20 protein-coding genes are annotated in these 22,000 nt (G+C 67.2%); 9 read left to right on the forward strand and 11 right to left on the reverse strand.

The window, feature by feature from the left end:
* Positions 1-59 precede the first annotated feature (59 nt).
* On the forward strand, positions 60-1,892 hold the full coding sequence (locus SLQ31_RS20555; protein WP_319435903.1) for an ArnT family glycosyltransferase: 1,833 nt from the start codon (positions 60-62) through the stop codon (positions 1,890-1,892).
* Between the two features lie 54 nt (positions 1,893-1,946).
* Positions 1,947-3,134 (forward strand): alpha/beta hydrolase, encoded by a 1,188-nt coding sequence (locus tag SLQ31_RS20560; RefSeq protein ID WP_319435904.1) that lies wholly within the window; start codon positions 1,947-1,949, stop codon positions 3,132-3,134.
* On the opposite strand, the gene SLQ31_RS20565 is transcribed toward SLQ31_RS20560, so the two are convergent.
* Both SLQ31_RS20565 and SLQ31_RS20570 read right to left on the reverse strand, forming a co-directional pair.
* Positions 3,131-4,030, reverse strand: a complete 900-nt coding sequence (locus tag SLQ31_RS20565) for a class I SAM-dependent methyltransferase (RefSeq protein ID WP_319435905.1) — start codon at positions 4,028-4,030, stop codon at positions 3,131-3,133. The two genes, SLQ31_RS20560 and SLQ31_RS20565, sit on opposite strands and share 4 nt — an antisense overlap.
* 33 nt (positions 4,031-4,063) lie before the next feature.
* Complete coding sequence (locus tag SLQ31_RS20570) at positions 4,064-4,849, reverse strand: oxygenase MpaB family protein (protein ID WP_413642726.1); 786 nt, start codon at positions 4,847-4,849, stop codon at positions 4,064-4,066.
* A gap of 192 nt (positions 4,850-5,041) precedes the next feature.
* On the opposite strand from SLQ31_RS20570, the gene SLQ31_RS20575 reads away from it, so the two are divergent.
* The gene (locus tag SLQ31_RS20575; RefSeq protein WP_319435907.1) at positions 5,042-5,662 is read left to right on the forward strand and encodes a TetR/AcrR family transcriptional regulator; all 621 of its coding nucleotides are present in this window, start codon (positions 5,042-5,044) and stop codon (positions 5,660-5,662) included.
* Here SLQ31_RS20575 and SLQ31_RS20580 read toward each other — a convergent pair.
* Entirely contained in the window at positions 5,659-6,237 is a 579-nt protein-coding gene (locus SLQ31_RS20580) for a VOC family protein (RefSeq protein WP_319435908.1), read from the reverse strand. The two genes, SLQ31_RS20575 and SLQ31_RS20580, sit on opposite strands and share 4 nt — an antisense overlap.
* A gap of 121 nt (positions 6,238-6,358) precedes the next feature.
* Between SLQ31_RS20580 and SLQ31_RS20585 the strand changes: the two genes are divergently transcribed.
* From SLQ31_RS20585 to SLQ31_RS20600, 4 genes are all read left to right on the forward strand, one after another.
* Entirely contained in the window at positions 6,359-7,480 is a 1,122-nt protein-coding gene (locus SLQ31_RS20585) for an alpha/beta hydrolase (RefSeq protein WP_319435909.1), read from the forward strand.
* On the forward strand, positions 7,456-8,442 hold the full coding sequence (locus SLQ31_RS20590; RefSeq protein WP_319435910.1) for a 2-hydroxyacid dehydrogenase: 987 nt from the start codon (positions 7,456-7,458) through the stop codon (positions 8,440-8,442). The genes SLQ31_RS20585 and SLQ31_RS20590 overlap by 25 nt, the downstream gene beginning before the upstream one ends.
* Positions 8,420-9,742, forward strand: a complete 1,323-nt coding sequence (locus SLQ31_RS20595) for an MFS transporter (protein ID WP_319435911.1) — start codon at positions 8,420-8,422, stop codon at positions 9,740-9,742. Before SLQ31_RS20590 ends, SLQ31_RS20595 begins: the two co-directional genes overlap by 23 nt.
* A gap of 159 nt (positions 9,743-9,901) precedes the next feature.
* Positions 9,902-12,100: an acyl-CoA dehydrogenase gene (locus SLQ31_RS20600; RefSeq protein WP_319435912.1), complete on the forward strand. Its 2,199-nt coding sequence runs from the start codon at positions 9,902-9,904 to the stop codon at positions 12,098-12,100.
* A 20-nt stretch (positions 12,101-12,120) separates the two neighbouring features.
* Here SLQ31_RS20600 and fadD2 read toward each other — a convergent pair whose 3' ends face one another.
* Positions 12,121-13,800 carry a long-chain-fatty-acid--CoA ligase FadD2 gene (fadD2, locus tag SLQ31_RS20605; protein ID WP_319435913.1) on the reverse strand — a complete coding sequence of 560 codons (1,680 nt, stop codon included), beginning with the start codon at positions 13,798-13,800 and terminating at the stop codon, positions 12,121-12,123.
* Between the two features lie 66 nt (positions 13,801-13,866).
* On the opposite strand from fadD2, the gene SLQ31_RS20610 reads away from it, so the two are divergent.
* The gene (locus SLQ31_RS20610; protein ID WP_319435914.1) at positions 13,867-15,075 is read left to right on the forward strand and encodes a DNA polymerase domain-containing protein; all 1,209 of its coding nucleotides are present in this window, start codon (positions 13,867-13,869) and stop codon (positions 15,073-15,075) included.
* A 97-nt stretch (positions 15,076-15,172) separates the two neighbouring features.
* Positions 15,173-16,204 carry a CopD family protein gene (locus tag SLQ31_RS20615; protein ID WP_319435915.1) on the forward strand — a complete coding sequence of 344 codons (1,032 nt, stop codon included), beginning with the start codon at positions 15,173-15,175 and terminating at the stop codon, positions 16,202-16,204.
* Here the strand turns inward: SLQ31_RS20615 and SLQ31_RS20620 are convergent.
* Genes SLQ31_RS20620 through SLQ31_RS20650 form a run of 7 tightly spaced genes read right to left on the reverse strand, consistent with a single transcriptional unit; the run spans position 16,170 to position 21,998 of the window.
* Positions 16,170-16,907, reverse strand: coding sequence for a siderophore-interacting protein (locus SLQ31_RS20620; RefSeq protein ID WP_319435916.1), 738 nt, complete (start codon positions 16,905-16,907; stop codon positions 16,170-16,172). The genes SLQ31_RS20615 and SLQ31_RS20620 overlap by 35 nt on opposite strands.
* A gap of 15 nt (positions 16,908-16,922) precedes the next feature.
* Positions 16,923-17,795: a type VII secretion protein EccE gene (gene eccE, locus SLQ31_RS20625; RefSeq protein ID WP_319435917.1), complete on the reverse strand. Its 873-nt coding sequence runs from the start codon at positions 17,793-17,795 to the stop codon at positions 16,923-16,925.
* A complete protein-coding gene (gene mycP / locus SLQ31_RS20630) occupies positions 17,792-19,159 on the reverse strand; it encodes a type VII secretion-associated serine protease mycosin (RefSeq protein ID WP_319436231.1) in 1,368 nt (455 codons plus the stop codon). The genes eccE and mycP overlap by 4 nt, the downstream gene beginning before the upstream one ends.
* The gene (gene eccD / locus SLQ31_RS20635) at positions 19,156-20,550 is read right to left on the reverse strand and encodes a type VII secretion integral membrane protein EccD (protein ID WP_319435918.1); all 1,395 of its coding nucleotides are present in this window, start codon (positions 20,548-20,550) and stop codon (positions 19,156-19,158) included. Before eccD ends, mycP begins: the two co-directional genes overlap by 4 nt.
* Positions 20,551-20,568: 18 nt before the next feature.
* Positions 20,569-21,414, reverse strand: a complete 846-nt coding sequence (locus tag SLQ31_RS20640) for an ESX secretion-associated protein EspG (protein ID WP_319435919.1) — start codon at positions 21,412-21,414, stop codon at positions 20,569-20,571.
* A 3-nt stretch (positions 21,415-21,417) separates the two neighbouring features.
* Positions 21,418-21,705 carry a WXG100 family type VII secretion target gene (locus SLQ31_RS20645; RefSeq protein WP_319435920.1) on the reverse strand — a complete coding sequence of 96 codons (288 nt, stop codon included), beginning with the start codon at positions 21,703-21,705 and terminating at the stop codon, positions 21,418-21,420.
* Entirely contained in the window at positions 21,705-21,998 is a 294-nt protein-coding gene (locus SLQ31_RS20650) for a type VII secretion protein EsxS (RefSeq protein WP_319435921.1), read from the reverse strand. The genes SLQ31_RS20645 and SLQ31_RS20650 overlap by 1 nt, the downstream gene beginning before the upstream one ends.
* Positions 21,999-22,000: the final 2 nt, after the last annotated feature.

Here is a 22,000-nt window from a genome sequence, read left to right on the forward strand (position 1 = left end):
CAGCGAGTTCCCAGCTGCGGCAACATCGGCGTGTCAGCACCATCGTGCACCGTGGTGCGGTGACCGCCACCGCCGATCTCACCGACGCACTCGGTGTACCCGGGCCTATCGCCCGCCCGCGCACCGCCGCGCGGTGGCCGCCCGTCGCCCTGATCTGCCTGCTGCTCGTCACCGCCACCCTCTACCTGTGGAATCTTCCGATCAACGGCTACGGCAATGCGTTCTACGCGGCAGCCGCCCAGTCCGGGGCGAAGAGCTGGTCCGCGTGGTTCTTCGGCTCGCTGGACCCGAACAACTTCATCACCGTCGACAAGCCGCCGGCCGCACTGTGGGTGACCGGCCTGTCGGTGCGCCTGTTCGGGATGAACAGCTGGGCGGTGCTGGTGCCGCAGGCGCTGATGGGTGTCGGGGCCGTGGCCGTCCTCTACGCCACCGTCCGGCGCACCGTCGCCGACCCCACACGCGGGGCGATCGCGGGCCTGATCGCCGGCGCCATCCTGGCTCTCACGCCCGCGGCCACCTTGATGTTCCGATACAACAACCCCGACGCACTTCTGGTGCTGCTGATGGTCGCCGCCGCCTACTTCCTGATGCGTGCGATAGCCGGCGCGTCGTGGCAATGGCTCGCACTCGTCGGCGCCGCATTGGGATTGGCGTTCCTCACCAAGATGCTGGCCGGACTGATGGTGCTGCCCGCCTTTGGCCTGGCATATCTGATTTTCGCGCCGGCACATTGGTGGCGTCGAGTGCTGCATCTGCTGGGAGCTGCTGTGGCGCTGGTGATCTCCGGTGGCTGGTGGGTGGCGGTCGTCCAGTTGTGGCCCGCCGGTTCGCGCCCCTACATCGGCGGCTCGACAAACAACAACGTGCTCAATCTGGCGTTGGGGTACAACGGTGTCGACCGCATCGTCGGCGGCGGTAACACGGTGTCGCACGGACATCCCCGCGGCTGGACCACCCATGCCGGGGTGCTGCGCATTCTGTCCGCGGAAATGGGTTACGAGGCTTCCTGGCTGTTGCCTGCTGTCGCAGTCGCGATCGTGGCCGCCGCATATCTCGCCGTCCGCCGCAGGCTGAGCCGGACGGAAGCGGCCGGTTTTGTGACGTGGACGGTGTGGTTCGTCGTCTGCGCGGTGGTGTTCACCTCCATGACCGGCTTGGTCCACCCGTACTACACCATCGCCTTGGCGCCGGCTGCGGGTGCGCTGATCGGCCTCGCGGCCGTGTTGAGTAGGTCGGCGGCTATCGCGATGGTGGTGGTCGCCGCCGGCTGGGCCATCGTCTTGTTGCGGCGGGCGGGATTGGGCCCGATGTGGTCGCATTGGCTCATCGCGACCGCTGCCGTGACGGCCGTGGGCCTGCTCGTCGCTGCGCTGACGAAGTGGCCTCGGCTCACGCCGTACGCGCTGGCGATATCGCTGTTCGCGAGCCTCACTGGTACCACCATGTTTTCGGTCGCAACCGCCGCCACCCCGCACACCGGATCGATCCCGAACGCTGCCCATACCGCGGACGTGTGGCCGACCGTCGGGTCCCGGTTCGCCAAGACGATGATGATGGGCGCCAGTTCCGGCAACGTGGACCCGCAGTTGGCCAGACTGCTCAGTGCCACCCGGACCATGTGGTCAGCAGCTACGTCAGGCTCCCAGGCCGCGGCGTCGCTGGAGATCGCGTCCGATACCGCGGTCATGGCAATTGGCGGGTGGAGCACCGATCCGGTGCCGACATTGGCGCAGTTCGTCGATGACGTACACGCCGGCAAGATCACTTACTACGTCGAGAGCGGACGGATGCGCAGCCACGATCGCAATGGCGGGGAGATCGCCGACTGGGTACAGCAGCATTACCAACCGATGAAGGTGGGCGGCGCGACGGTATATCGCCTCGTGTGAGGCGCGGGTCCAGTTAACATCCGGGGACATGCCCACCGGCGAAAGGCCGCGACAATGACGTCGAACGTCGACATGCCCATCCCCGTGCCCGATGTTGCGGGCGCCGACGCCGGTTATGAGGGTCTGCCCGACCGCTCCGATCTCACCGCACGTCAGCGGCTCATCGTGGATTCATCCGCGATCGCCGACCTCGGTTTGCGTACGGCGATCGCATCCCTGGTCGGGGCATCGATGCTGCCGACCGTCGCGAAAAGCATCGTCCGCCGCTCGGACCTACACCGCGAGCGCAGCAACCTCGAGTTCTACGCCGAGCTCGCCGGACGCCAGGACCCGGTGGCGTCGTTTCCCGCGCCCACCGTGCTGCCCACGGTGTCGACCCGTCCGGCGAACCCGTTGGCCCAGTACATCGCCCACGGAAACGTCCAGAACCTGCGGTTCGAGAGCAGCTTCGAACCGGTCAACCCGAACATGCGTAAGCAGTGGAAACGACTGGAGCGCAACAACACCGTCTGGGCCCAGCACTGGCGCCACGACGACGGACCCCGGCCGACCTTGTGCGTGATCCATGGCTTCCTGGGTTCGCCCTATCTGTTCAACGGGCTGTTCTTCTCGCTGCCGTGGTTCTACCGGACCGGTTATGACGTGTTGCTCTACACCCTGCCGTTCCACGGCCGCCGCGCCGAAAAGGGTTCCCCCTTCAGCGGTTACGGCTTCTTCTCCCAGGGCATGGCCGGTTTCGCCGAGACCATGGCCCAGGCCGTGCACGATTTCCGCTCCGTCATGGACTGGTTGCGCGACACCGGGGTGGATCGCATCGCCTTGACCGGAATGTCGTTGGGCGGCTACACCTCAGCGCTGGTTGCCTCGGCCGACGACCGGCTGGAAGCGGTGATCCCAAATGTTCCGGTGGTCACGCCCGAGCGGACATTCGACGAGTGGTGGCCGGCGAACAAATTGATCGAATTGGGCCGCAAATTCGGCACCATCAGCCGGGAGGATTCAGCCGCCGCGTCGGCGTACCACTGCGCGTTGAACTACGCGCCACTGGTGCCGCGCGATCGGCGGCTCATCATCACCGGCCTGGGTGATCGGCTGGCCCCACCCGAGCAATCCGAGGCACTGTGGGAACACTGGGATCGCTGTGCGCTGCACTGGTTCCCGGGCAACCACATCCTGCACGTCAGTCAGCCGGAATACCTGCGCCGCATCAATCGGTTCCTGCGGCCGTTCATGTGGGACTAGGTCTTGATCGCGCTAACCAGCGTGATGCTCTCCAGCATGTTGGCCGCCTCGGCGTCCGCGGAATCGACGGAACGACCGACGGTCTTCAGGTAGTCCAGGAGCGTTGTGTCCTCAGCCGTCCACCCGCGCTCGCCGAACCACTGCGCGGCAGGCGCATGCTGCTCGTTGTACACCAGCTGCCACCACTGACCCCGCTCGTCGTCAATGGCCTTGGCCTCGTTGACCTTCGCGTGGAAGACATCGCGATCCATCGGCCTGCCCTCCTCGACCGCGAGGTAGCTGCCCGAACTGGCCAGGGCGTCGATGCCGGCGAACAGCTGCTCCTGCGCACTGGCAGGCAGGTAGATCAGCAGCCCTTCAGCGATCCATGCCGAGGGCTGGTCGGGTTGAAAACCGCTGTCCCGTAACGCCTGCGGCCAGTCATCCCGGAGGTCGATCGCGATCTCGCGTCGCTCAGCCTTGGCGGTGGCGCCGTACGACGCGACAGTATCGCGCTTGAAGTCCAGCACCTGCGGCTGGTCGAGTTCGTAGACGATCGTGCCGTCGGCCCAATCCAGCCGGTAGGCACGGGAATCCAGGCCCGCGGCCAGCAGGACGATCTGGCGCACGCCGGCCTGAGCCGCCCGCCGGAAGTAGGCATCGAAGTAACGAGTCCGCGCGGCTTGGAACGTGACGAAGTGCTGGCCGAACTCCTTGGACTTCAGCGGATGCTCGGGCGCCTCGCCGTCCAGCAGCGCAGCCCACGGGCCACCGACGGCACGGCAAAACGTCTCCGCGAACGGGTCGACCGCCAGTGGATCGGGTTTCTGCGCCTCCAGTGCACGGGCGGCCGCGACGAACAATGCCGTCGAGCCGACGCTGGTGGTGATGTCCCAGGTGTCGTTGTCACTTCGCACCGCCGCGAGGGTACGCGCGAAATCTGACAGGCCTCACACCAACGGCTGGCCAGTGCGGATGCGCCGATCCACATCCCACAACAGCAGATTGAACGGGAACTCACGGATCAACCGTGGTGTCAGGTTGTTGAAGAAGCGGATGACCGCCATCAAACGATCGAATTTTCGCTGCGTATCCGCATTCCACTCGAGCTGCATTTCCTCGCGGAAGCGCTGCGGCAGGAACCCGGTGGTGATGAGCAGGTTGAACCGCTCGATGGCCTGTTGCCCCGGCAGCCGGACACCGCGCACCCGCGACACCGCAAACGGGTACAGGTACTCCCGAATCGTGTCGTCGATGTACACCTTGTCCAACGACTCCTGCCAGTACCGGTCGAACGCCGCCCGGTCGGCCGGCCACATCTCGGCGGGCACCTGCAAAGTGGTGGCCAGCGCCGCGCTCTCGCGGTAGTGCCGGTCGGCGGTCTCGTCGTCCATCTCGCCGATGAAGACTCGGGCGATGTCCACCCCGCCCTTGTAGAGGCAGGCGGCCACCCAGAGCTGCAGGTCCTTGTCGAACGCGTTGTACTGCACCGGGCTGTCGGGGGTCGAGTACACCTGGGCGTGCGATTTGTTGACCGCGCGCCGATACGCCTTCTTCTGCTCGTCGCTGCCGCGAGTGGCCACCGCGAGGTAGGTGAATGTCGTCCGCGCCCGTTTGACCGGGTGCCGGTCGGCCCGTCCGCTCTCGACCCGGCTCTCCATCACGCCATAGCCGACGCCCGGCCGGGCCAGCTCCATGATCACGTTCGCCGGACCGGCCAGCAATGCCACGCCCATGAGCCCGTCGTCGAAGCCCGGGCCCAGCCTGCGGCGCCGCCGGGATGGAATCGGCGGTGCGCTCACAGCGCGATCGACCTGACTGATGACCGGTTCGCGGATCGCCACAGTGCGCCACCTATCGGGATCAAATCTGAAAACGAATGTTTCCGAATATTGCCGCCCTGGCCGCAGCAATGTCAAGATGGGCTAATGACGCAGGCACGCCCGTACGGCGGCGTTGACGCCGCTGATCGGCTGGCTCGGCGCCGGGCCCAGCTGTTGCGGGCGGGGCTGGAACTGCTGGGCAGCGACGTCGACCCCGCTGAGCTCACCGTTCGCGGTATCTGCCGCGAGGCCGGGGTTGCCACCCGCTACTTCTACGAGAGCTTCTCCGACAAGGACGAGTTCGTGGCGGCGGTTTTCGACTGGGTGGTCGCCGAGCTGGCCGCCACCACCCAGGCGGCGGTCGCCACGGCTCCGCCGGATGCCCAGAACCGGGCCGCCATGGCCAACATCGTGCGGACCATCGAGCTCGATCCCAGGGTGGGGCGGCTGATGTTCAGCTCGCAGCTGTCCAACACGACGGTGGTCCGCAAGCGACAGGAGTCCGGTGCGCTATTCGCGATGCTGTCGGGTCAGCACGTCGAGGCGACGCTGCACCGGCCGGCCAACGACCGGATCAAGGCGTTCGCGCACTTCGTCGTCGGCGGGGTCGGCCAGACGATCAGCGCCTGGCTAGGCGGTGCGATCAACCTGACCGCGGAGGAGCTCGTCGATCAGCTCACAGCCATCATCGACGATCTCGGCGAGCCGCGGCTGTTCCGCGATTAACCAGCCGGTATCGGCAACCTGCGGTCGGCTGCGGTCTTGGGCTGCGTAGCGGCCTCGTTGTCAGTGAATTCTCGTGTCCAGCAAGCAAACTCGAGGACGATGCCGTCCGGGTCGTTGAAATAGAACGACCGCACGTACACGCCGGGATGGAGTTCGCGGGTGGCGCCCTGCGGGCTGTCGTCGTGGTTGAGCACCGGACCGACCCGCACACCCTTCTCCTTGAGCCGGCGGCGGTACTCGTCGAACTTCTCCTCCGGCACATGGAAGGCCAGGTGGTTCATCGACCCCACCGCGCTGACGATCGAGCCCAGACCTGGCAGCGCCGCCGGCGTCGTGTTGCCTACCGTGCCGTCAGGAGCCTCGGCGAACCAGAAGAACGCCACACAGTCGCCGTTGCCGGCGTCGAAGAAGAAGTGCTGCCCCATGTTGTCGGGCAGGTCCAGCGCCTTGATCAGCGGCATACCCAGCACATTCGTGTAGAAATCTTTCGTGCGCTCCATGTCCGAGCAGACCAGCGCGATGTGATTGATACCGCCGAGCTCGAATTCCGGGTTGGTGTTGTGCGGCTTGATCATGATGTGCCCCCACAGATACTGGTCAACTCTCGCAACCGAACCTAACACCGGATTCAGGCGTGCACATCGACGCTGGCGAATATCGTCTCCTCAGCGATCTACTCCCGAGGAGGCCAGCCACATGCCAACGCCCGGGGTCGTTCGTGAGTTCATCGGGGTCGCCTCCCCCACTGCGCGCCGGGCCGGCGCCGGCGGGCATCCGTGCCAGGGCCTCTACCACCGTGGGGTGGGCCGCAAGCCCAAGGTCGCAGTCATCGCCACCCACTATCAGATCGACTTCTCCGAGCATTACCTCGCCGATTACCTGGCCACCCGCGGCGTCGGCTTCCTCGGCTGGAACACCCGCTTCCGGGGGTTCGAGAGCAGCTTCGTGCTGGACCACGCGTTGGTGGACATCGGCGTCGGTGTGCGCTGGCTGCGCGAGATTCAGGGTGTGGAAACGGTGGTGTTGCTGGGCAATTCGGGCGGCGGCTCACTGATGGCGGCCTATCAGTCGCAGGCCGTCGATCCCAATGTCACGCCGCTGGACGGCCTTCGGCCCGCGGCTGGGCTGACCGAACTGCCGCCGGCCGACGGCTATATCGCCAGTGCGGCGCATCCCGGCCGCCCTGAGGTGCTGACCGCCTGGATGGACGCCGCTGTCGTCGACGAAAACGACCCGGTGGCCAGCGACCCCGAACTCGACCTGTTCGATGAGAACAACGGTCCGCCGTTCTCCCCTGATTTCATCGCGCGCTATCGGTCCGCGCAGATCGCCCGCAACCACGCGATCACCGACTGGGCCGAGACCGAACTCAAGCGGGTGCAGGCCGCCGGGTTTTCCGACCGGCCGTTCACCGTGATGCGGACCTGGGCCGATCCCCGGATGGTCGACCCGTCCATCGAACCCACCCGGCGACAAGCCAACCTCTGCTATGCCGGCGTGCCTGCGACGGCCAACCGCTCGGCCCGGGGCATCGCCGGCAGCTGCACGCTACGCAGCTGGCTGGGCATGTGGAGCCTCAAGACCGCCCAGACCCGCGCCGAACCTCACCTCGGCCGCGTCACGGTGCCTTCCCTGGTGATCAACGCCGATCAAGACACCGGGGTCTTTCCGTCGGACGCCCAGCGGATTTTCGACGCGCTTGCCAGCACGGACAAGACCCAGTGCTCGATCGACACCGACCACTACTTCACCACCCCGGGGGCGCGCAGCGAGCAGGCCGACACCATCACGAAGTGGATCGCCAAGCGGTGGCGGTGAGAGTCCTTGGGCATTTCCTTCCCACCGGTGGCGTGCTGGATATCGTTGCACCGGAATCGGATTGGCTCGACGTCCGCTGGTGCCACGAAGACGACGACGCGACACTGCACCGCGAGCTGCCCGAGGCGGAAGTGATCTGGCACGTGCTGCGTCCGCTGCCCGGTGCGGAGTTGCGTCTCGGATCGCGGCTGCGCCTGGTGCACAAGTTGGGCGCCGGTGTGAACACGATCGACGTCGAGGCAGCGACCGAACTGGGAATCGCGGTGGCCAACATGCCCGGCGCCAACGCCCCCTCGGTCGCCGAGGGTGCAGTGCTGCTGATGCTGGCCGCCCTGCGGCGACTCCCCGCGCTGGACCGCGCCACCCGGCTGGGCCGCGGCTGGCCGACGGACGCCAGCCTCGGCGAGACGGTCCGCGATATCGGCAGTTGCACTGTGGGATTGGTGGGCTACGGCAACATCGCCAAACGCGTCGAGCAGATCGTGCACGCGATGGGCGGCACGGTCCTGCACACCAACACCGCGGACGACGGCACCGCCACGTGGCGTCCGCTGACCAACCTGCTGGCCGAAAGCGACATCGTCAGCCTGCACCTTCCCTTGACTCCGGCCACCGACAAGCTGATCGACCGGGCCGCGTTGGCCACGATGAAGCCAGATGCGGTGCTGGTCAACACTTCTCGTGGTGGAGTCATCGACGAACCCGCACTGGTCGACGCGCTGCGCGACGGCGGGCTCGCTGCAGCCGGACTCGACGTGTTCACAGAAGAACCGGTCGACCCCGATAATCCGCTGCTACGCCTCGACAATGTCGTGGTGACGCCGCACGTCACCTGGTACACCGCCGACACCATGCGCCGGTACCTCATCCAGGCCATCGACAACTGCCGCCGTCTGCACGACGGCCGCGACCTGGTCAACGTCGTCAACGGGAGGCAGCATGTCCGTCGCATCGATCGGTGAGAAGTCACTCGAGGCGCGCACCCTGCGCAAGGTCATCATCCGCATCGTGCCGTTCTTGATGGCGCTGTACTTCGTCAACTACCTCGACCGCACCAACCTCGGCATCGCCAAGGCCGACATCAGCGAACACCTTCAGCTCACCGCAACCATGTACGGGCTGGCCTCGGGCATCTTCTTCATCGGCTACGTGCTGGTCGAGGTGCCGTCCAATCTCGCTCTGGAGCGGTTCGGCGCCCGCCGCTGGCTGGCCCGCATCGCGGTGTCGTGGGGAATCGTCGCGGTGGCAATCGGATTCGCGCCCAATGCGCCCACCCTGCTGGCGTTGCGGTTCCTGCTCGGTGTTGCCGAAGCCGGGCTGTTCCCTGGCGTGATCTTCTACCTCACCCGCTGGTTCCCCGGCGCCTACCGGGCCCGGATTGTGGCCCTGTTCATGATGGCCAGCCCGATCGCCGCGGCGGTCGGAACTCCAGTGGCGGCGTGGATGATCCAGGCCGGCGAGGGCCTTTTCGGGTTGGCCGGCTGGCAGTTCATGATGGTCGGTGTCGGCCTGCCCGCGATCCTCCTTGGCGTCATCTGCTGGTTCTACCTCACCGACCGCCCGGCCGACGCGCACTGGCTGCAGCCCGACGAACGGCAATGGCTGATCGATGTGCTGGCCGACGAGGACCGAGATGTCGCAGGCACGTTCGACTTCCCGCTGCGGCGCGCGCTGACCAGCCCGCGGATCTGGGCACTGTCACTGGTCTATTTCGGTGTCGCCTACGGCCTTTACGCGCTGGCGTTCTTTCTGCCATCGATCATCTCGGGATTCCAGAAGACGTTCAGCATCCACCTGTCGATCGTGCAGGTGGGCCTGATCACCGCCGTGCCCTACACGCTGGCCGCCATCGCCATGTACCTGTGGTCTCGTCACGCCGACCGCAAGCGGGAACACGTCTGGCACGTCGCCATCCCGATGGGGTTGGGCGGCTTGGCGATTCCGATCGCTCTGTATCTGCACACCCCGCTGCTGGTGATGATCCCGGTGTGCATCGCGGCCATGGGGGTCTTCAGCGCGATCCCCAGCTTCTGGGCGCTGCCGGCACAGTTCCTCACCGGCGCGGCCGCCGCCGGTGGGATCGGTCTGATCAACTCGATCGGCAACCTCGGCGGGTTCGCCGCGCCCTACGCGACCGGTGCGCTCAACCAGCTCACCGGCAACGACAAGGCCGGTATGTGGGCGGTGGGAATCGTCATGATGCTGTCGGCGGTCGTGGTCGTGGTCCTGCGCGCAACCCCGGCGCCCGCTGCTCGGCAGTAATGGCATCGAGTGTGCGTACAGATTGAGATTTCCGGCTGAGACGCGATCTGCTCGCACACTGGATGCCGTAACCCGCAGGCAGCCACCCTGGACCGTAGAACGTAACCGGACAGGTAGCCTGGCTACCAACCCACCGGTTAATAGGGAAGGCGTCCCACCATGCCCATCGCGATCACACCCGAGCACAACGACCTCGCGGATTCGGTGAAATCCCTGGTCACGCGAGTGGCACCGGCGGAAGTCCTGCACGAGGCCCTGGAGACCCCGGTGCCCAACCCGCCGCCGTACTGGAACGCCGCGGCCGAGCAGGGGCTGCACGGCCTGCACCTTGCCGAGGCGGTGGACGGCCAGGGCTTCGGTCTGCTGGAGCTGGCGATCGTGATCGCCGAGTTCGGCTACGGCGCGGTGCCGGGGCCGTTCGTCCCGTCGGCGATCGCCAGCGCCCTGATCGCGGCCCACGATCCCGACACCAAGCTGCTCAACCAGCTGGCCGCCGGGGAGCTGATCGCGACGTGCGCACTTGAGTCCGGCCTGACCGCGACCCGGCAGGACGGCACGCTCGTCATCCGCGGCGAAGCCCGCTCGGTGCCCGCCGGCGCGCAGGCATCGGTCCTGGTTCTGCCCGTCGCCATCGACAGCGGCGTCGAATGGGTCATCCTCGACGCCGACCACCTCGAAATCGAGCCGGTGACATCGGTGGACCTGCTGCGGCCGGTGGCCCACGTGCGAGCCAACGCCGTCGAAGTCACCGCCGACCAGGTGCTGTCCAATCTGTCCCAGCCGGCCGGGCGGGCGATCGTCACCACCCTGCTGTCCGCAGAGGCTGTCGGCATCGCCCGCTGGGCCACCGACACCGCCGCGGCCTACGCGAAGATTCGCGAGCAGTTCGGCCGCCCGATCGGCCAGTTCCAGGCCATCAAGCACAAGTGTGCGGAGATGATTGCCACCACCGAGCGCGCCACCGCAGCCGTCTGGGACGCCGCGCGCGCCCTCGATGAGGCCGCCGAAAAGGCTTGGGACAACGAGCAAACCGCCTACGAGTTCGCTGCAGCAGTGGCCGCCAGCCTGGCACCGGCCGCCGCCCAGCATTGCACCCAGGACTGCATCCAGGTGCACGGCGGTATTGGCTTCACCTGGGAGCACGACACCAACGTGTACTACCGCCGCACGCTGGGCTTGGTCGCGGCGTTCGGACGCTCAAACGAGTACCAGCAGAAGGTGTTCGACACCGCAACGAGCACGGGCATGCGAGCAATCAACATCGACCTCGACCCCGAGACCGAACAGCTGCGTGCCGAGATCCGCGCGGAAGTGACTGCACTGAAGGAGATTCCGCGGGAGGAGCGTAAGACCGCGATCGCCGAAGCCGGCTGGGTACAGCCGCACCTGCCCAAGCCGTGGGGCCGATCAGCCTCGCCGATCGAACAAATCCTGATTGCCCAGGAGTTCACCGCGGGGCAGGTCAAGCGCCCGCAGATGGGCATCGCGGCCTGGCTGATCCCGTCGATCGTGGCATTCGGCAACGACGAGCAGAAGCAGCGCTTCCTACCGCCCACCTTCCGCGGCGAGATGATCTGGTGCCAGCTGTTTTCCGAGCCGGGCGCTGGGTCCGACCTGGCCAGCCTGACCACCAAAGCCACCAAGGTCGACGGTGGCTGGCGGATCACCGGCCAGAAGATCTGGACCACCGGCGCGCAGTTTGCGCAGTGGGGTGCGCTACTGGCGCGGACCAATCCCACCGCACCGAAACATGGTGGCATCAGCTACTTCCTGCTCGATATGAAGAGCGAGGGCGTCGAGGTCAAGCCGCTGCGTGAACTCACCGGCCACGCGATGTTCAACACCGTGTTCATCGACGACGTGTTCGTTCCCGACGAGCTGGTGCTCGGCGAGGTGGACCGCGGCTGGGAGGTCAGTCGCAATACCCTTACCGCGGAACGCGTTTCGATCGGAAGCAGCGAGCCCGGATTCCTGGCCAACCTCGACGGCTTCGTCGACTTCGTCAGCAACGGCCACTTCGATCAGATTGGTCATCACCGGGCCGGTGAACTGATCGCCGAGGGGCATGCGGCCAAGCTGCTGAACTTGCGTTCGACACTGCTGACGCTGGCCGGCGGCGACGCGATGCCGTCGGCGGCGATCTCCAAACTGCTCTCGATGCGGACCGGGCAGGGGTACGCCGAGTTCGCGGTGTCGTCGTTCGGGATCGATGGCGCCATCGGCGATACCGAAGCGCTAGAAGGCAAATGGGCGCAGTGGCTGCTTGGCAGCCGGTCGACCACCATCTATGGCGGCACCTCGGAGGTGCAGCTCAACATCATCGCCGAGCGGCTGCTCGGCCTGCCCCGCGACCCGTAAATTCTCCTGCGAAATGGTGACTACTGCACGTCGATCTCGCGCAGCTCCCGCTTGAGGATCTTGCCGGTCGGGTTGCGCGGGAGCTCCTCGAGGAAGACCACCTCGCGCGGAACCTTGTAGCGCGCAAGGTGTTCGCGCACATAGTTCTTGACGGCGTCCTCGCTGAGTTCGGCTTCCTCGCGCAGCACGACGAACGCGCGCAGGCGCGCACCCCAGTCCGGGTCGTCGACGCCGAGCGCGGTCGCCTCGACGACGTCGGGATGCCCGCTGATGAGATCCTCGACCTCGGCCGGGAAGACGTTCTCACCGCCGGAGACGATCATCTCGTCGTCGCGCCCGCTGACGAACAACAACCCGTTGTGGTCGAAATAGCCGACGTCACCGGAGGACATCAGTCCGTCGATGATCTGCTTGTGACCGCCACCGGTGTAGCCCTCGAACGGGAAGCTGTTGCCGACGAAGATTCGGCCGACCTCGCCCTGGGGCAGCTCGTTGCCGTTCTCGTCGAGGATTTTGATCGTCACGCCCCTGACCACCGGGCCGACGGTGGCCGGATTCATCTGCAGGTCCTTCGGCCCGGCGATAGTGGCCAGCGCGACTTCGGTTGAGCCGTAAAGGTTGTAGATCACGGGGCCAAGATCCTTGAGCGCCCGGGTGGCCAGCTCCGCGCCGAGCTGGGAGCCTGAGACGAACACGATCCGCAGCGACGACAGGTCCGGCTTGGTGTCCATGCTCTCCAGCGCGTCGAGCATGCGCGACAGCATCACCGGCACCACCACCATTGCCGTCACCTCGTGGGTGGGGATGTCCTCCAACACGGTGGCCGGCTTGAACTTTCGGTGCAATACCAGTGTCGAGCCAAGCGTCAGGGCGATGGTGGCATGCAAATAGCCAAGGGCGTGGAACATCGGTGACGGCAGCGAGGTGACCTCGCCGGCGCGGAACGGTACCGACGAGAGCACTCCGCCGATCGGCGCCAAGCTCGGTGGTGCGTTGCGCGTCGCGCCCTTGGGAGTGCCGGTGGTGCCGCTGGTGAGGATGATGACCGACGACCGCTTGGTGACCTTCGGCGGCGGTGCGCTGCTGGTGCGGGCGATGAGGTCGGCCAGGGTTTCGTCGGTGCTTCCCGACGGCTCGGCAGCGTCGGGATTCGTACCCAGCGCGCGTAGCTTGCCCAGTGGCGGATCGGCCAGTTTCACGGCCTCGGAGTACTCGTCATCGTAAATGATCAGCTTGGCGCCCTCACGCTCCGAGACGTCTCGGATCTGCGGCCCGGAGAATTCGGTGTTGAGCATGATGAGGCGGGCGCCGACCCGCGCGGCGCCGTAGTTGGCGATCACGAACCAGCGGTGGTTGCGGGCCAGGATGGCCACCCCGTCGCCGCCCTTGACCCCCTTGGCCATCAGCGCATTGGCCACCGCGTTGGCGGCGTCATCGAGCTCCTTGAAGGTCATCGACCCCTCGTCGTCGACGATTGCCAACTTGGTGGGGGTGCGGCGGGCATTGAGCGCCGGAATCATCCCGATCTCGCCCCAGCGGCGGATGTCGGCCACCATCGAGACGAGGTTCTGCGGTGGCTCGAGCCGGAACGCGCCGGACTCGATCATCTTGAACAAGTAATGCAGCTCAGAGGAGCCACGTTCGGCCAACTGCTGCGCCTTGGCCAGCACCTGGGCGGGCAGATCCATCAGACTGGGCATGCTTCCAACCCTATGTGACGTGGGTCGCACCCAGGACAGAACGGCCAGGCTAATTACCATGGTCTGATGGCGGACGTCATCGAGATCGAGGGCCGCCAGGTCACCGTCAGCCATCCCGACAAAGTGGTGTTCCCCGCGGCCGGCGGACGCGATCCGGTGACCAAAATGGACCTCGTCACCTACTACCTGGCCGTGGCCGGCGGCGCGCTGCACGGCGTCGCCGATCGGCCGATGATCCTCAAGCGGTTCGTCAAGGGCATCACCGAGGAAGCGATCTTTCAGAAACGCGCCCCCGAGAAGCGCCCGGACTGGATCGAGGTCGCCGAGCTGCGCTACGCCAGGGGAACCTCGGCCAAGGAGGCGGTGCTGCACGACGCGGCCGGGCTGGTGTGGGCGGTCAACCTCGGATGCGTCGACCTCAATCCGCACCCGGTCCGCTCGGGCGACCTCGACCATCCCGACGAGCTGCGGATCGACCTCGATCCGATGCCCGGTGTCGAGTGGCCACAGATTCTGGACGTGGCACAGGTGGCGCGCGAGGTACTCGAGGATCACGGGCTCACGGCGTGGCCCAAGACCTCGGGATCGCGCGGCTTTCACATCTATGCCCGGATCGCGCCGCACTGGCCGTTCAAGCAGGTTCGGCTGGCCGCCGAGACCGTGGCACGCGAGGTGCAGCGTCGCGCGCCGCAGCTAGCGACCAGCCAATGGTGGAAAGAGGAACGCGGCCAGCGCGTGTTCGTCGACTTCAACCAGAACGCCAAGGACCGCACCGTCGCATCGGCCTATTCGGTGCGAGCCACCCCGGACGCGCGGGTGTCCACACCGCTGACATGGGACGAAGTGCCCGGCTGCCGGGCCGAGAAATTCACCATCGCGACGGTCCCCGCCCGGTTCGCCGAACGCGGCGACCCGTGGGAATCGATGAACGACACGGTCGGCTCGTTGGATGCACTGCTGCGGCTGGCCGAGGAACTCGGGCCTGCGGAGAAACCGCCCAAGGGCAGCAAGCCGCTGATCGAGATCGCGCGCACCAAGACCCGCGACGAAGCGATGGCAGCCTTGGACGTTTGGCGTGCTCGTCACCCGGACGTCGCCGCGGCACTGCAGCCGACCGACATCCTGGTCGACGGCATGCGCGGGCCGAGTTCGATCTGGTATCGCATCCGGATCAATCTCGAACACGTACCCGAGGCGCAGCGCCCGCCACAGGAGGAACTGCTCGCGGATTACAGCCCATGGGAAGGGTATTCGGGTCGCCAGGGCCAGCCCTGACCGATCACGTCAACGCACAGTTCCCGCAAAGGGTGAACAAAGCGGGCGACTCTACCGTGCTGGTCAGTAACAGCGTTCGCTCAGTAAGGATGTCACCGTGCCCGGCACAGCTCCGCCAAACCCGGCTGCCATAGCGGTTTTCACTCAGGTGATCTACTACCTGAGCGTGGCCATTCCGTTGGGAATGGGCATGACCGTCGGTGTCTTGGCGATTCCCGAAAACCACGGCGGCCTCGTGTCACGACAGGCGCGCAGTATCGCGGTGCCGGCGGCTGTCATCGTCGGCCTCGGCGCCGCACTGCAATTCCACGCCACGACCCGCATCACCGGTTGGGTCCTCAGCCAGGTGGCTGTGCTGGGGTTGGCCGCCTGCGGGCTGCTGGGTCTGCGGTGGACATCATCGCGGCCGCTGGCCCGCGCCGTCGCGATCATGGCGATACTCGCCGCGGTGATTCCCAGAGTCCCGATGGCCTCGAACACACTGAGCCGGATCGCAACCAACGTCTTGGTGACTGTGCACCTGCTCTGCGCGATGACGTGGGTGGGCGGACTGACGGTCCTGGCAGCGACGGCACTGGCCGCGCGACGCCATGTCATCCGCGCCGGGGATGAAGGCCGTCTCGCCACGGACTGGGCCCAGATTTGGCAACGGTTCAGCATGGTCGCACTGGTTGCCGTCGGCGCCTTGGTCGTCAGCGGGACCTGGCTGGCGTGGAGTCACGTTGGGACGCCAAGCCAATTCTTGACCACTCCGTACGGACGATTCCTCGCGGTGAAACTCGTCCTGGTGCTGACCCTGCTCGGCGCCGGCGCCTACAACGTGCGCGTCCTGCTACCGAGAATTCACGTCCTGCAGCGAGATGGCGATAGCCGCGGCGTCTTTCTCCTGGCCGCACAACACTTTCCGTCGGTGATCGCGGGCGAGGCACTGGTATCGGTCGGAGTGCTCACCGTCGTTCCGTTTCTGCGGGGATCGGCTCGCAGTCAAGCGGGCTGGCCCAGCGCAGCTCCGTTCGACCTGAGCACGTTCGGTACCGGCGTCGTATTGATCGCGCTCGTCGCGGCCATCATGTGGGCGGGCAGCCGACGCTCGTTCAGGCCCCTTCAGCCCAGTAGGCCTGTGCCTTGATCGACGTTCGGGGGATGCGGTAGTCCTCGCGGAGAATCTTGGCCACCGCGCGGGTGGTGCGGTTGTCGCACGCGACCCAACCGAAGTGGTCCTCGGCGTCGTAGGCGCCCTCGCTGACCGCATCGGCCAGCGCCGCGCCCGAGTCGCCGCGGTCGATCCAGATGACATCGGCGTTCTGGGCGACGGGCAAATCCCTGTCGTCATCGTGGCCGGCGGCCAGGAACACCGTCGCGGGGGCTTCCCCGATCGAGTCCAGCAGCGAGTTGATCGCGGGCAATGATGCTGTGTCACCGACGATCACGTAGCCGGCCGGCGCCGGGGTGGGCAGGGCAAAGCTGGTGCCGAGCACGGTGGCCCCGATTGTGTCACCGGGTTGGGCCGCGCACGCCCATCGCGATGCGATGCCGTCGTGCAACGCGAATTCGATGTCGACGGCGTCGCTCGCCGGGTCGGGGTTCACCAGCGTGTAGCCGCGCTGGTGCAGTTTCGAGCCGTCGGGGAACCACATTCGGATCCACATCGTCGGATGAACCTGCCTGCCGGCCAGAAGTCCACCCGCACACAAGTTCAACCGCAGGTAGTGCTCGCTGATCTGCTCACGACCGGTCACGGTCAGTTCGTATTCGCCGGCGCCGAACAGTTTGAGGACGGTTCCCTGCCAACCCCTCGACGGCTTGTTGTCCACGCGCTTGTTGTCCACCATGGGGGTTCCCTTTCGTCAATTGACCAGGCGTGCGCCCGATAACGGATGCAGCGCGGCCAGCGCACTGGCCTGTCGCCCGGGGATCGGTACCAACCCGGGTAGCGGCGCAGTCGGCCGGCTTTCGGTGCGGATCGCCGCGCCCGCCCTGATCCGGTCGTGCCGCGAGGTTCCCGCGATCTCCACCACAGTCCAGGTCTCGGCGGCCGCCGCCGAGCTCACTGCCGCAAGAGCTTCGGGTGCCTTGACGGCGTAGGTGGTCAGGTAGCCGCGTGCATCGGTCACCGACTGCCACCGTTCGCGCGCACCTGCTGTTACCAGGTCCGGCACCTGTTCTGGGTCGGCAATTGTTGCCGTCCAGCCGATTTCGCACAGCTGTCCGATGAGCCGGCGAGCGGCGTTCTCGGCCGTCTGACGCAACGGCATCTGCGCCGACCTGCCCTGCAGAGCACTCAGATTCCGCGCACCACTGAAGGTCAGCCCGATCCAGGTCGTCACGTCCGCCTGGGTGCTGCGAGTGGTCACCCGCACCGAATCGCACCGCAGTCCGTAGCGATCGAGGTAGCCGGCCACCACATCGAGCGGTAGTTCGCGGTCTCGGCTGTCGACGCGCACCAGCACGGTGCTGATCACGTCGGCACCCGCCCAATGCAGGTCTGCCGGCGCCGACTGAATCGGTTTGCGGTGCAACAGCACCCGAAGGCGCTGACCGGCGATCGTGGTGAGGTAGCGGCCACGCCACCAGAGCAGCGACACCAGCACCACCGCGACGGCGATTCCCAGCGCCCACCGGTCGTTGGTCGACCGCCACGGGTGGGCCAGCACCGCTGAAACGACCGCCAGCAGAACGACAGTGAGCCGCCCGGCGCCCGGGCCAGGGATTCCGCTCATTCCAGTTCCTCCTTGCGTCTGCGCGTGATGACAGCGACGGCGACGACGACGGCCGCGAGCACCGCCGTCCCGATGAATGCCACCGTTCGCGACGTGTGATCGACAGGCGTTGCCGGCGCCGGGGCCGCAACGCGTTTGATAGCCGGTGCCTGCGCGGTGTCACTGCCCGAGTCGACGGTCCACGTGAGCGCACCGACCGGATCGACAGTCCCGGCACCGACGAGGTTCGAGGGTGCCTGCGCGCCGTTGTGCGCGGTCGACGTCAGCCGACGCACCACCTCGTCGGCGTGCATGCCCGGGTAGCGGCTGCGGATCAAGGCCGCCGTACCGGCGACATAGGCGGCGGCGAAACTGGTGCCATCCAGCGGCGCCATCCCGCCGCGACCGTCGGGCATGCCGTTGGCCAACCCACCCGCGGCGTCGTTGCTCACCGAGACGATGTTCTCGCCGGGCGCGGCGATACCCACCCACGGTCCAGCCATCGTGAAGTCGGCAGGTTGTCCGTCGGCGGTCAGCGCCGCGACCGACAGCACGTACGGCTGCCACCACGACGGCACCGACACCGACGTCACGCCCGCCCAGTTGCGGGGATCACCGGGCCGTGCCGGGTCGCCAACCGGATTCGACGCACATTGCATTCCCGGTGCCGTCGTGGCATCCGAATTGCCTGCGGCGGAGACGATCACGACGTCTTTGTCGATCGCGGCGTAGCGCAAGGCCGCACCGAGGGTCTGTTGGTCACCGAGCCGGTCTGGCGCCAGGCAAGCGGCCGTCGAGATGTTGATGACCGTGGCACCGAGATCGGCGGCATGGACCACCGCCCGGGCCAGCGTCTCGATCTCCACACTGGCCTGCACCGACGCCGGGTCTTTGCCGCCGGCATTGGGCGAGAATCGCGGCGAGGTCTGCCGAATCGACAGCAGCCTCGCTCCAGGAGCGACACCGCTGAATCCGTCCGGACCGGGCTGGCCGCCGATGATTCCGGCAACCAACGTGCCGTGACCGTCGCAGTCGGTGAGCCCGTCCCCAGCGGAGAGATAGTCACCGCCGCCGATCACATTCGGCAGCCGAGGACCCGGGCGCACCCCGGTGTCGATGACCGCCACCGTCTGGCCGTCACCACGTGAATATGTCACCGCCCCAGCGAGATCGAGCATCGCCTGATTGGCACTCACCGCGGCGGGGTCACTGCCCGGCCGTATCCCGGTGGTCACGCACTCGGAGCGCTGGCTCATCCCCGCGATTGGTCCGGCCGTGCCCTGCGGCGGCGGCGTCGCGGGGTCGGCGACGGGCGGGTTGACGGCACCGGCCACCGGAGCGGTAGCCAGCAGCACCACCGCGGCAACCGCGGCGGTCCGCATCATCGATCCAGGACCCATGTGAAGATGCCGACCAGATAGACCGCCACCGGGATCAGCGACGCGTCGAGGGCGGCGGCGAGGAAGCCCACCAACCGGCGCACCGGCAGCGAATACCGTTCCGCCGAAGCGGTATCCGGATTGACCGCCACGATCACCCATGCCGCGGTCAGCGCACCGAGCGCCACCACCGTCCACAGTGCCGCGGTGAAGCGCTGATCCACGAGATAGGCGGCCAGTAGCCCGCCGGTGACCAGGAACGGCTGGGCCAACAGCCAGCCCTTGCAGGCAGCGGTGTCCCACACCCTGGCCCGCAGCACTGCCGCGGCCGCGGCCGCGGCCACCAGATACCAGCCCCAGACTGCGGGGCCTTCGGTCCGCCCGGCCACCACCAGCGACCCGGCCGACGACAGCAGCACGCCACCGGCGATGAGGCCGGTCTGATGGGCTTCGCCGACGCGGACCCGGCGCGGCAGATCGGCCAGCAGCCGGGCCGCCGGGCTGGACGGGGTCGGGTCACCGGGGGCCGGGATCACCGGCAGCGGAAAGCGCGCCCACATCGCCGCAAGCCCGGGGGCCGACACGGTGATCAGCAGCGCCAGCACGATCAGCGCACACCCTACCGTCAACGCGGGCAGCTGCCACAGGGCCGCCGCGCCGGCGACCAAGAGCGCACCGCCGCCGACAACTGCTGTGGCCGTGAATAACCCGATGCCGTCCTCGGTCTGGGTCAGCACGATCAACGACCACGCGGCCACACCTGCGGCGGCCAGCATCACGTGCGGAGCCCCCCATAGTCCCGGCACGGCCAGCCAGAATGCCGAGGCAATCGGCAGTAGTGCCGCCGCTGATACCTGAGTGGCGAGCCGCGCCGAGCGGGCGCGCAGCGACAGACCGGCGATCGCGGTGAGGAACGCCAGTGCGCTCACCGCATACAGGGCGACCACCGAGCCGGTCGCGGCACGATGGGCGATGGCGGCCGCGGACAACGCCACCACGAACACCGCGGCGGCCAGTCGGGCGCCGAACTGTAGGCGGTGCGACCCCCACGGCCGGGTGCGCGCCGCGGAGAAGATCACTGCGGCGTCGGCGATATCCTCGACCACACCTGGTGTCGTCGGGCCCGCTGGAATCGGCTGCAAAACAAGCAGATCGCCGTCGACCACGCCGACGGTGTCCAGGCTTGCATCGACGCTGAACGGCGCGCCGCCGATCGGAGCCAGGGTCATCGGCTCCGGCACCGACTCTTCCCCGTCGGAGTCCGACTGCGGCACCAGCCGTTTCACTGCGGGCAGGATCTCGCGCAGCGGAAGTTCGGCGGGCAATGCCACGTCGGTGATCCGGCCGTACGCCAGAACGGCGACACGCACGATCGGCAGCACCGGGGTTTCGGTCATTGTTGTTCTCTCTCTTGATCAGATTGTGTTGCTGGAGAAGTCGCGCGCCAACGCCGCCGCGGGGAACCAGCGGCCGTCGGGCAGTGTCTCGGTGAGCCGGTCAAGGGCTAGTGAAATCGCGAACGGCGTGCCGGGCGCGAAGGTCGACAGCCACTCACCGTCGGCGGCGCGCTCCGGGTTCACCAGCACACGTCCGGCCTCGGCGTCGATGATGCCCACGCCGACCTCAGTGAGACTGTGCACACCGTCGCGGGCCGAACCGGCGCGCACCTCCACATAGCTGCGCGCTCCGGTGAACACCGATCGCACGACCGGGATCGCCGAGGCCGGCAGGCCCAGATGATCCAGGACGGCGCCGAGATCGGCTCCGGCACGCAATCGTTCGTCGGCCCGCACGCCCACCCGGGTCGGCAGCACGAATTCGGCGAACCGCGCCGGTGCGCGGCCCGGCAGGGCGGCCGTGACAACCTGGGCCAGCAGGGTGGGGTCGCTGATGTCGAGTTCGGTGAGCGTGACCAGCTCGCCGCTGCGCAGCGCGACGACGGTGTCGTCCCCGCGGCGGGCCACCAGCCCGCGCAGCAGGTCGGTGCCGTTGCCCCGCACGTAGCGCAGCTCGAGCCATCGCTCTGGCGCGCAGACGGTGCGCACCCACCGTGCCACCGCGGGATCCACTGATCCACCGTCCGACATCACCCGTGTGCGGATCAGCTCCGCGCGCAGCCGCGCGCTCATCCCCCGGGCTTCGCGCGGGCCGGCCAGGGGCGGCGTGATCGCCAGCACCCACGGGAACGAGCCGGCACTAACGCTTTCGGCAGCGAGCCACGCAGCATCGGCGGTGAGTTCGACCGCGTTATGTGCGGGCAAGTCTCAGCCCCACTTGGCGCCTTCGGCTTGGTCGCGCGCCTGCATCGACAGCGTGTTGCTCTCATGGGTGGTGGCCATCGCCCGGTAGGCGCGCACCAGTTCCTCCATGGCCAGGTTCCACTGGGCCTGCCAGGCCTGGTACGTCAAGCCACTGTCACCTTGCCAGGCACCCTGCAGGGCAGACTGCTCGGTGGCGATGTCGGCGCCGACCGCCTGCAGTGTGCCGGCGTATCCGGCCATGTCGCCGGCGTGCGCCATCATCGCCGGGTAGTTGTACATGATCTGAGACATCAGAAACCTCCGTATGTCGTTGACGCGGCGGCATCTTCGGCGACATAGGTGCCGCCGGCCTCACCGAGGTTCACCTGGGCGATGTCCAGCAGCGAGTTCACCTTGGCGGCGACCTCGACGAACCGCGCGTGCGCTGCCTGGAAGGCGGCCGAGGACTCGCCCATGTGGAACGCCTGGGCGGACATTGCGGCCTGCTCGGCTTGGGCGATCGTGCTGCGCATCAGCGCGGTTTTCGCGCCGAACGCGGCCTCGGCGGCCACGAGCTGCGGTATGTGGGCGTCCAGCATGCTCACGG

The sequence above is a fragment of the Mycobacterium sp. RTGN5 genome (genome assembly GCF_033804465.1).
In the GTDB taxonomy this organism is placed as follows: Bacteria; Actinomycetota; Actinomycetes; order Mycobacteriales; family Mycobacteriaceae; genus Mycobacterium.

Bases quoted from the DNA above. Each gene is read 5' to 3' on its own strand.
- SLQ31_RS20560 (WP_319435904.1), top strand. From the start codon at position 1,947: ATGACGTCGAACGTCGACATGCCCATCCCCGTGCCCGATGTTGCGGGC.
- SLQ31_RS20570 (WP_413642726.1), bottom strand. From the start codon at position 4,849: ATGGGCGTGGCATTGCTGGCCGGTCCGGCGAACGTGATCATGGAGCTG.
- SLQ31_RS20575 (WP_319435907.1), top strand. From the start codon at position 5,042: ATGACGCAGGCACGCCCGTACGGCGGCGTTGACGCCGCTGATCGGCTG.
- SLQ31_RS20580 (WP_319435908.1), bottom strand. From the start codon at position 6,237: ATGATCAAGCCGCACAACACCAACCCGGAATTCGAGCTCGGCGGTATC.
- SLQ31_RS20585 (WP_319435909.1), top strand. From the start codon at position 6,359: ATGCCAACGCCCGGGGTCGTTCGTGAGTTCATCGGGGTCGCCTCCCCC.
- SLQ31_RS20595 (WP_319435911.1), top strand. From the start codon at position 8,420: ATGTCCGTCGCATCGATCGGTGAGAAGTCACTCGAGGCGCGCACCCTG.
- SLQ31_RS20600 (WP_319435912.1), top strand. From the start codon at position 9,902: ATGCCCATCGCGATCACACCCGAGCACAACGACCTCGCGGATTCGGTG.
- fadD2 (WP_319435913.1), bottom strand. From the start codon at position 13,800: ATGCCCAGTCTGATGGATCTGCCCGCCCAGGTGCTGGCCAAGGCGCAG.
- SLQ31_RS20610 (WP_319435914.1), top strand. From the start codon at position 13,867: ATGGCGGACGTCATCGAGATCGAGGGCCGCCAGGTCACCGTCAGCCAT.
- SLQ31_RS20620 (WP_319435916.1), bottom strand. From the start codon at position 16,907: ATGGTGGACAACAAGCGCGTGGACAACAAGCCGTCGAGGGGTTGGCAG.
- eccE (WP_319435917.1), bottom strand. From the start codon at position 17,795: ATGAGCGGAATCCCTGGCCCGGGCGCCGGGCGGCTCACTGTCGTTCTG.
- mycP (WP_319436231.1), bottom strand. From the start codon at position 19,159: ATGATGCGGACCGCCGCGGTTGCCGCGGTGGTGCTGCTGGCTACCGCT.
- eccD (WP_319435918.1), bottom strand. From the start codon at position 20,550: ATGACCGAAACCCCGGTGCTGCCGATCGTGCGTGTCGCCGTTCTGGCG.
- SLQ31_RS20645 (WP_319435920.1), bottom strand. From the start codon at position 21,705: ATGTCTCAGATCATGTACAACTACCCGGCGATGATGGCGCACGCCGGC.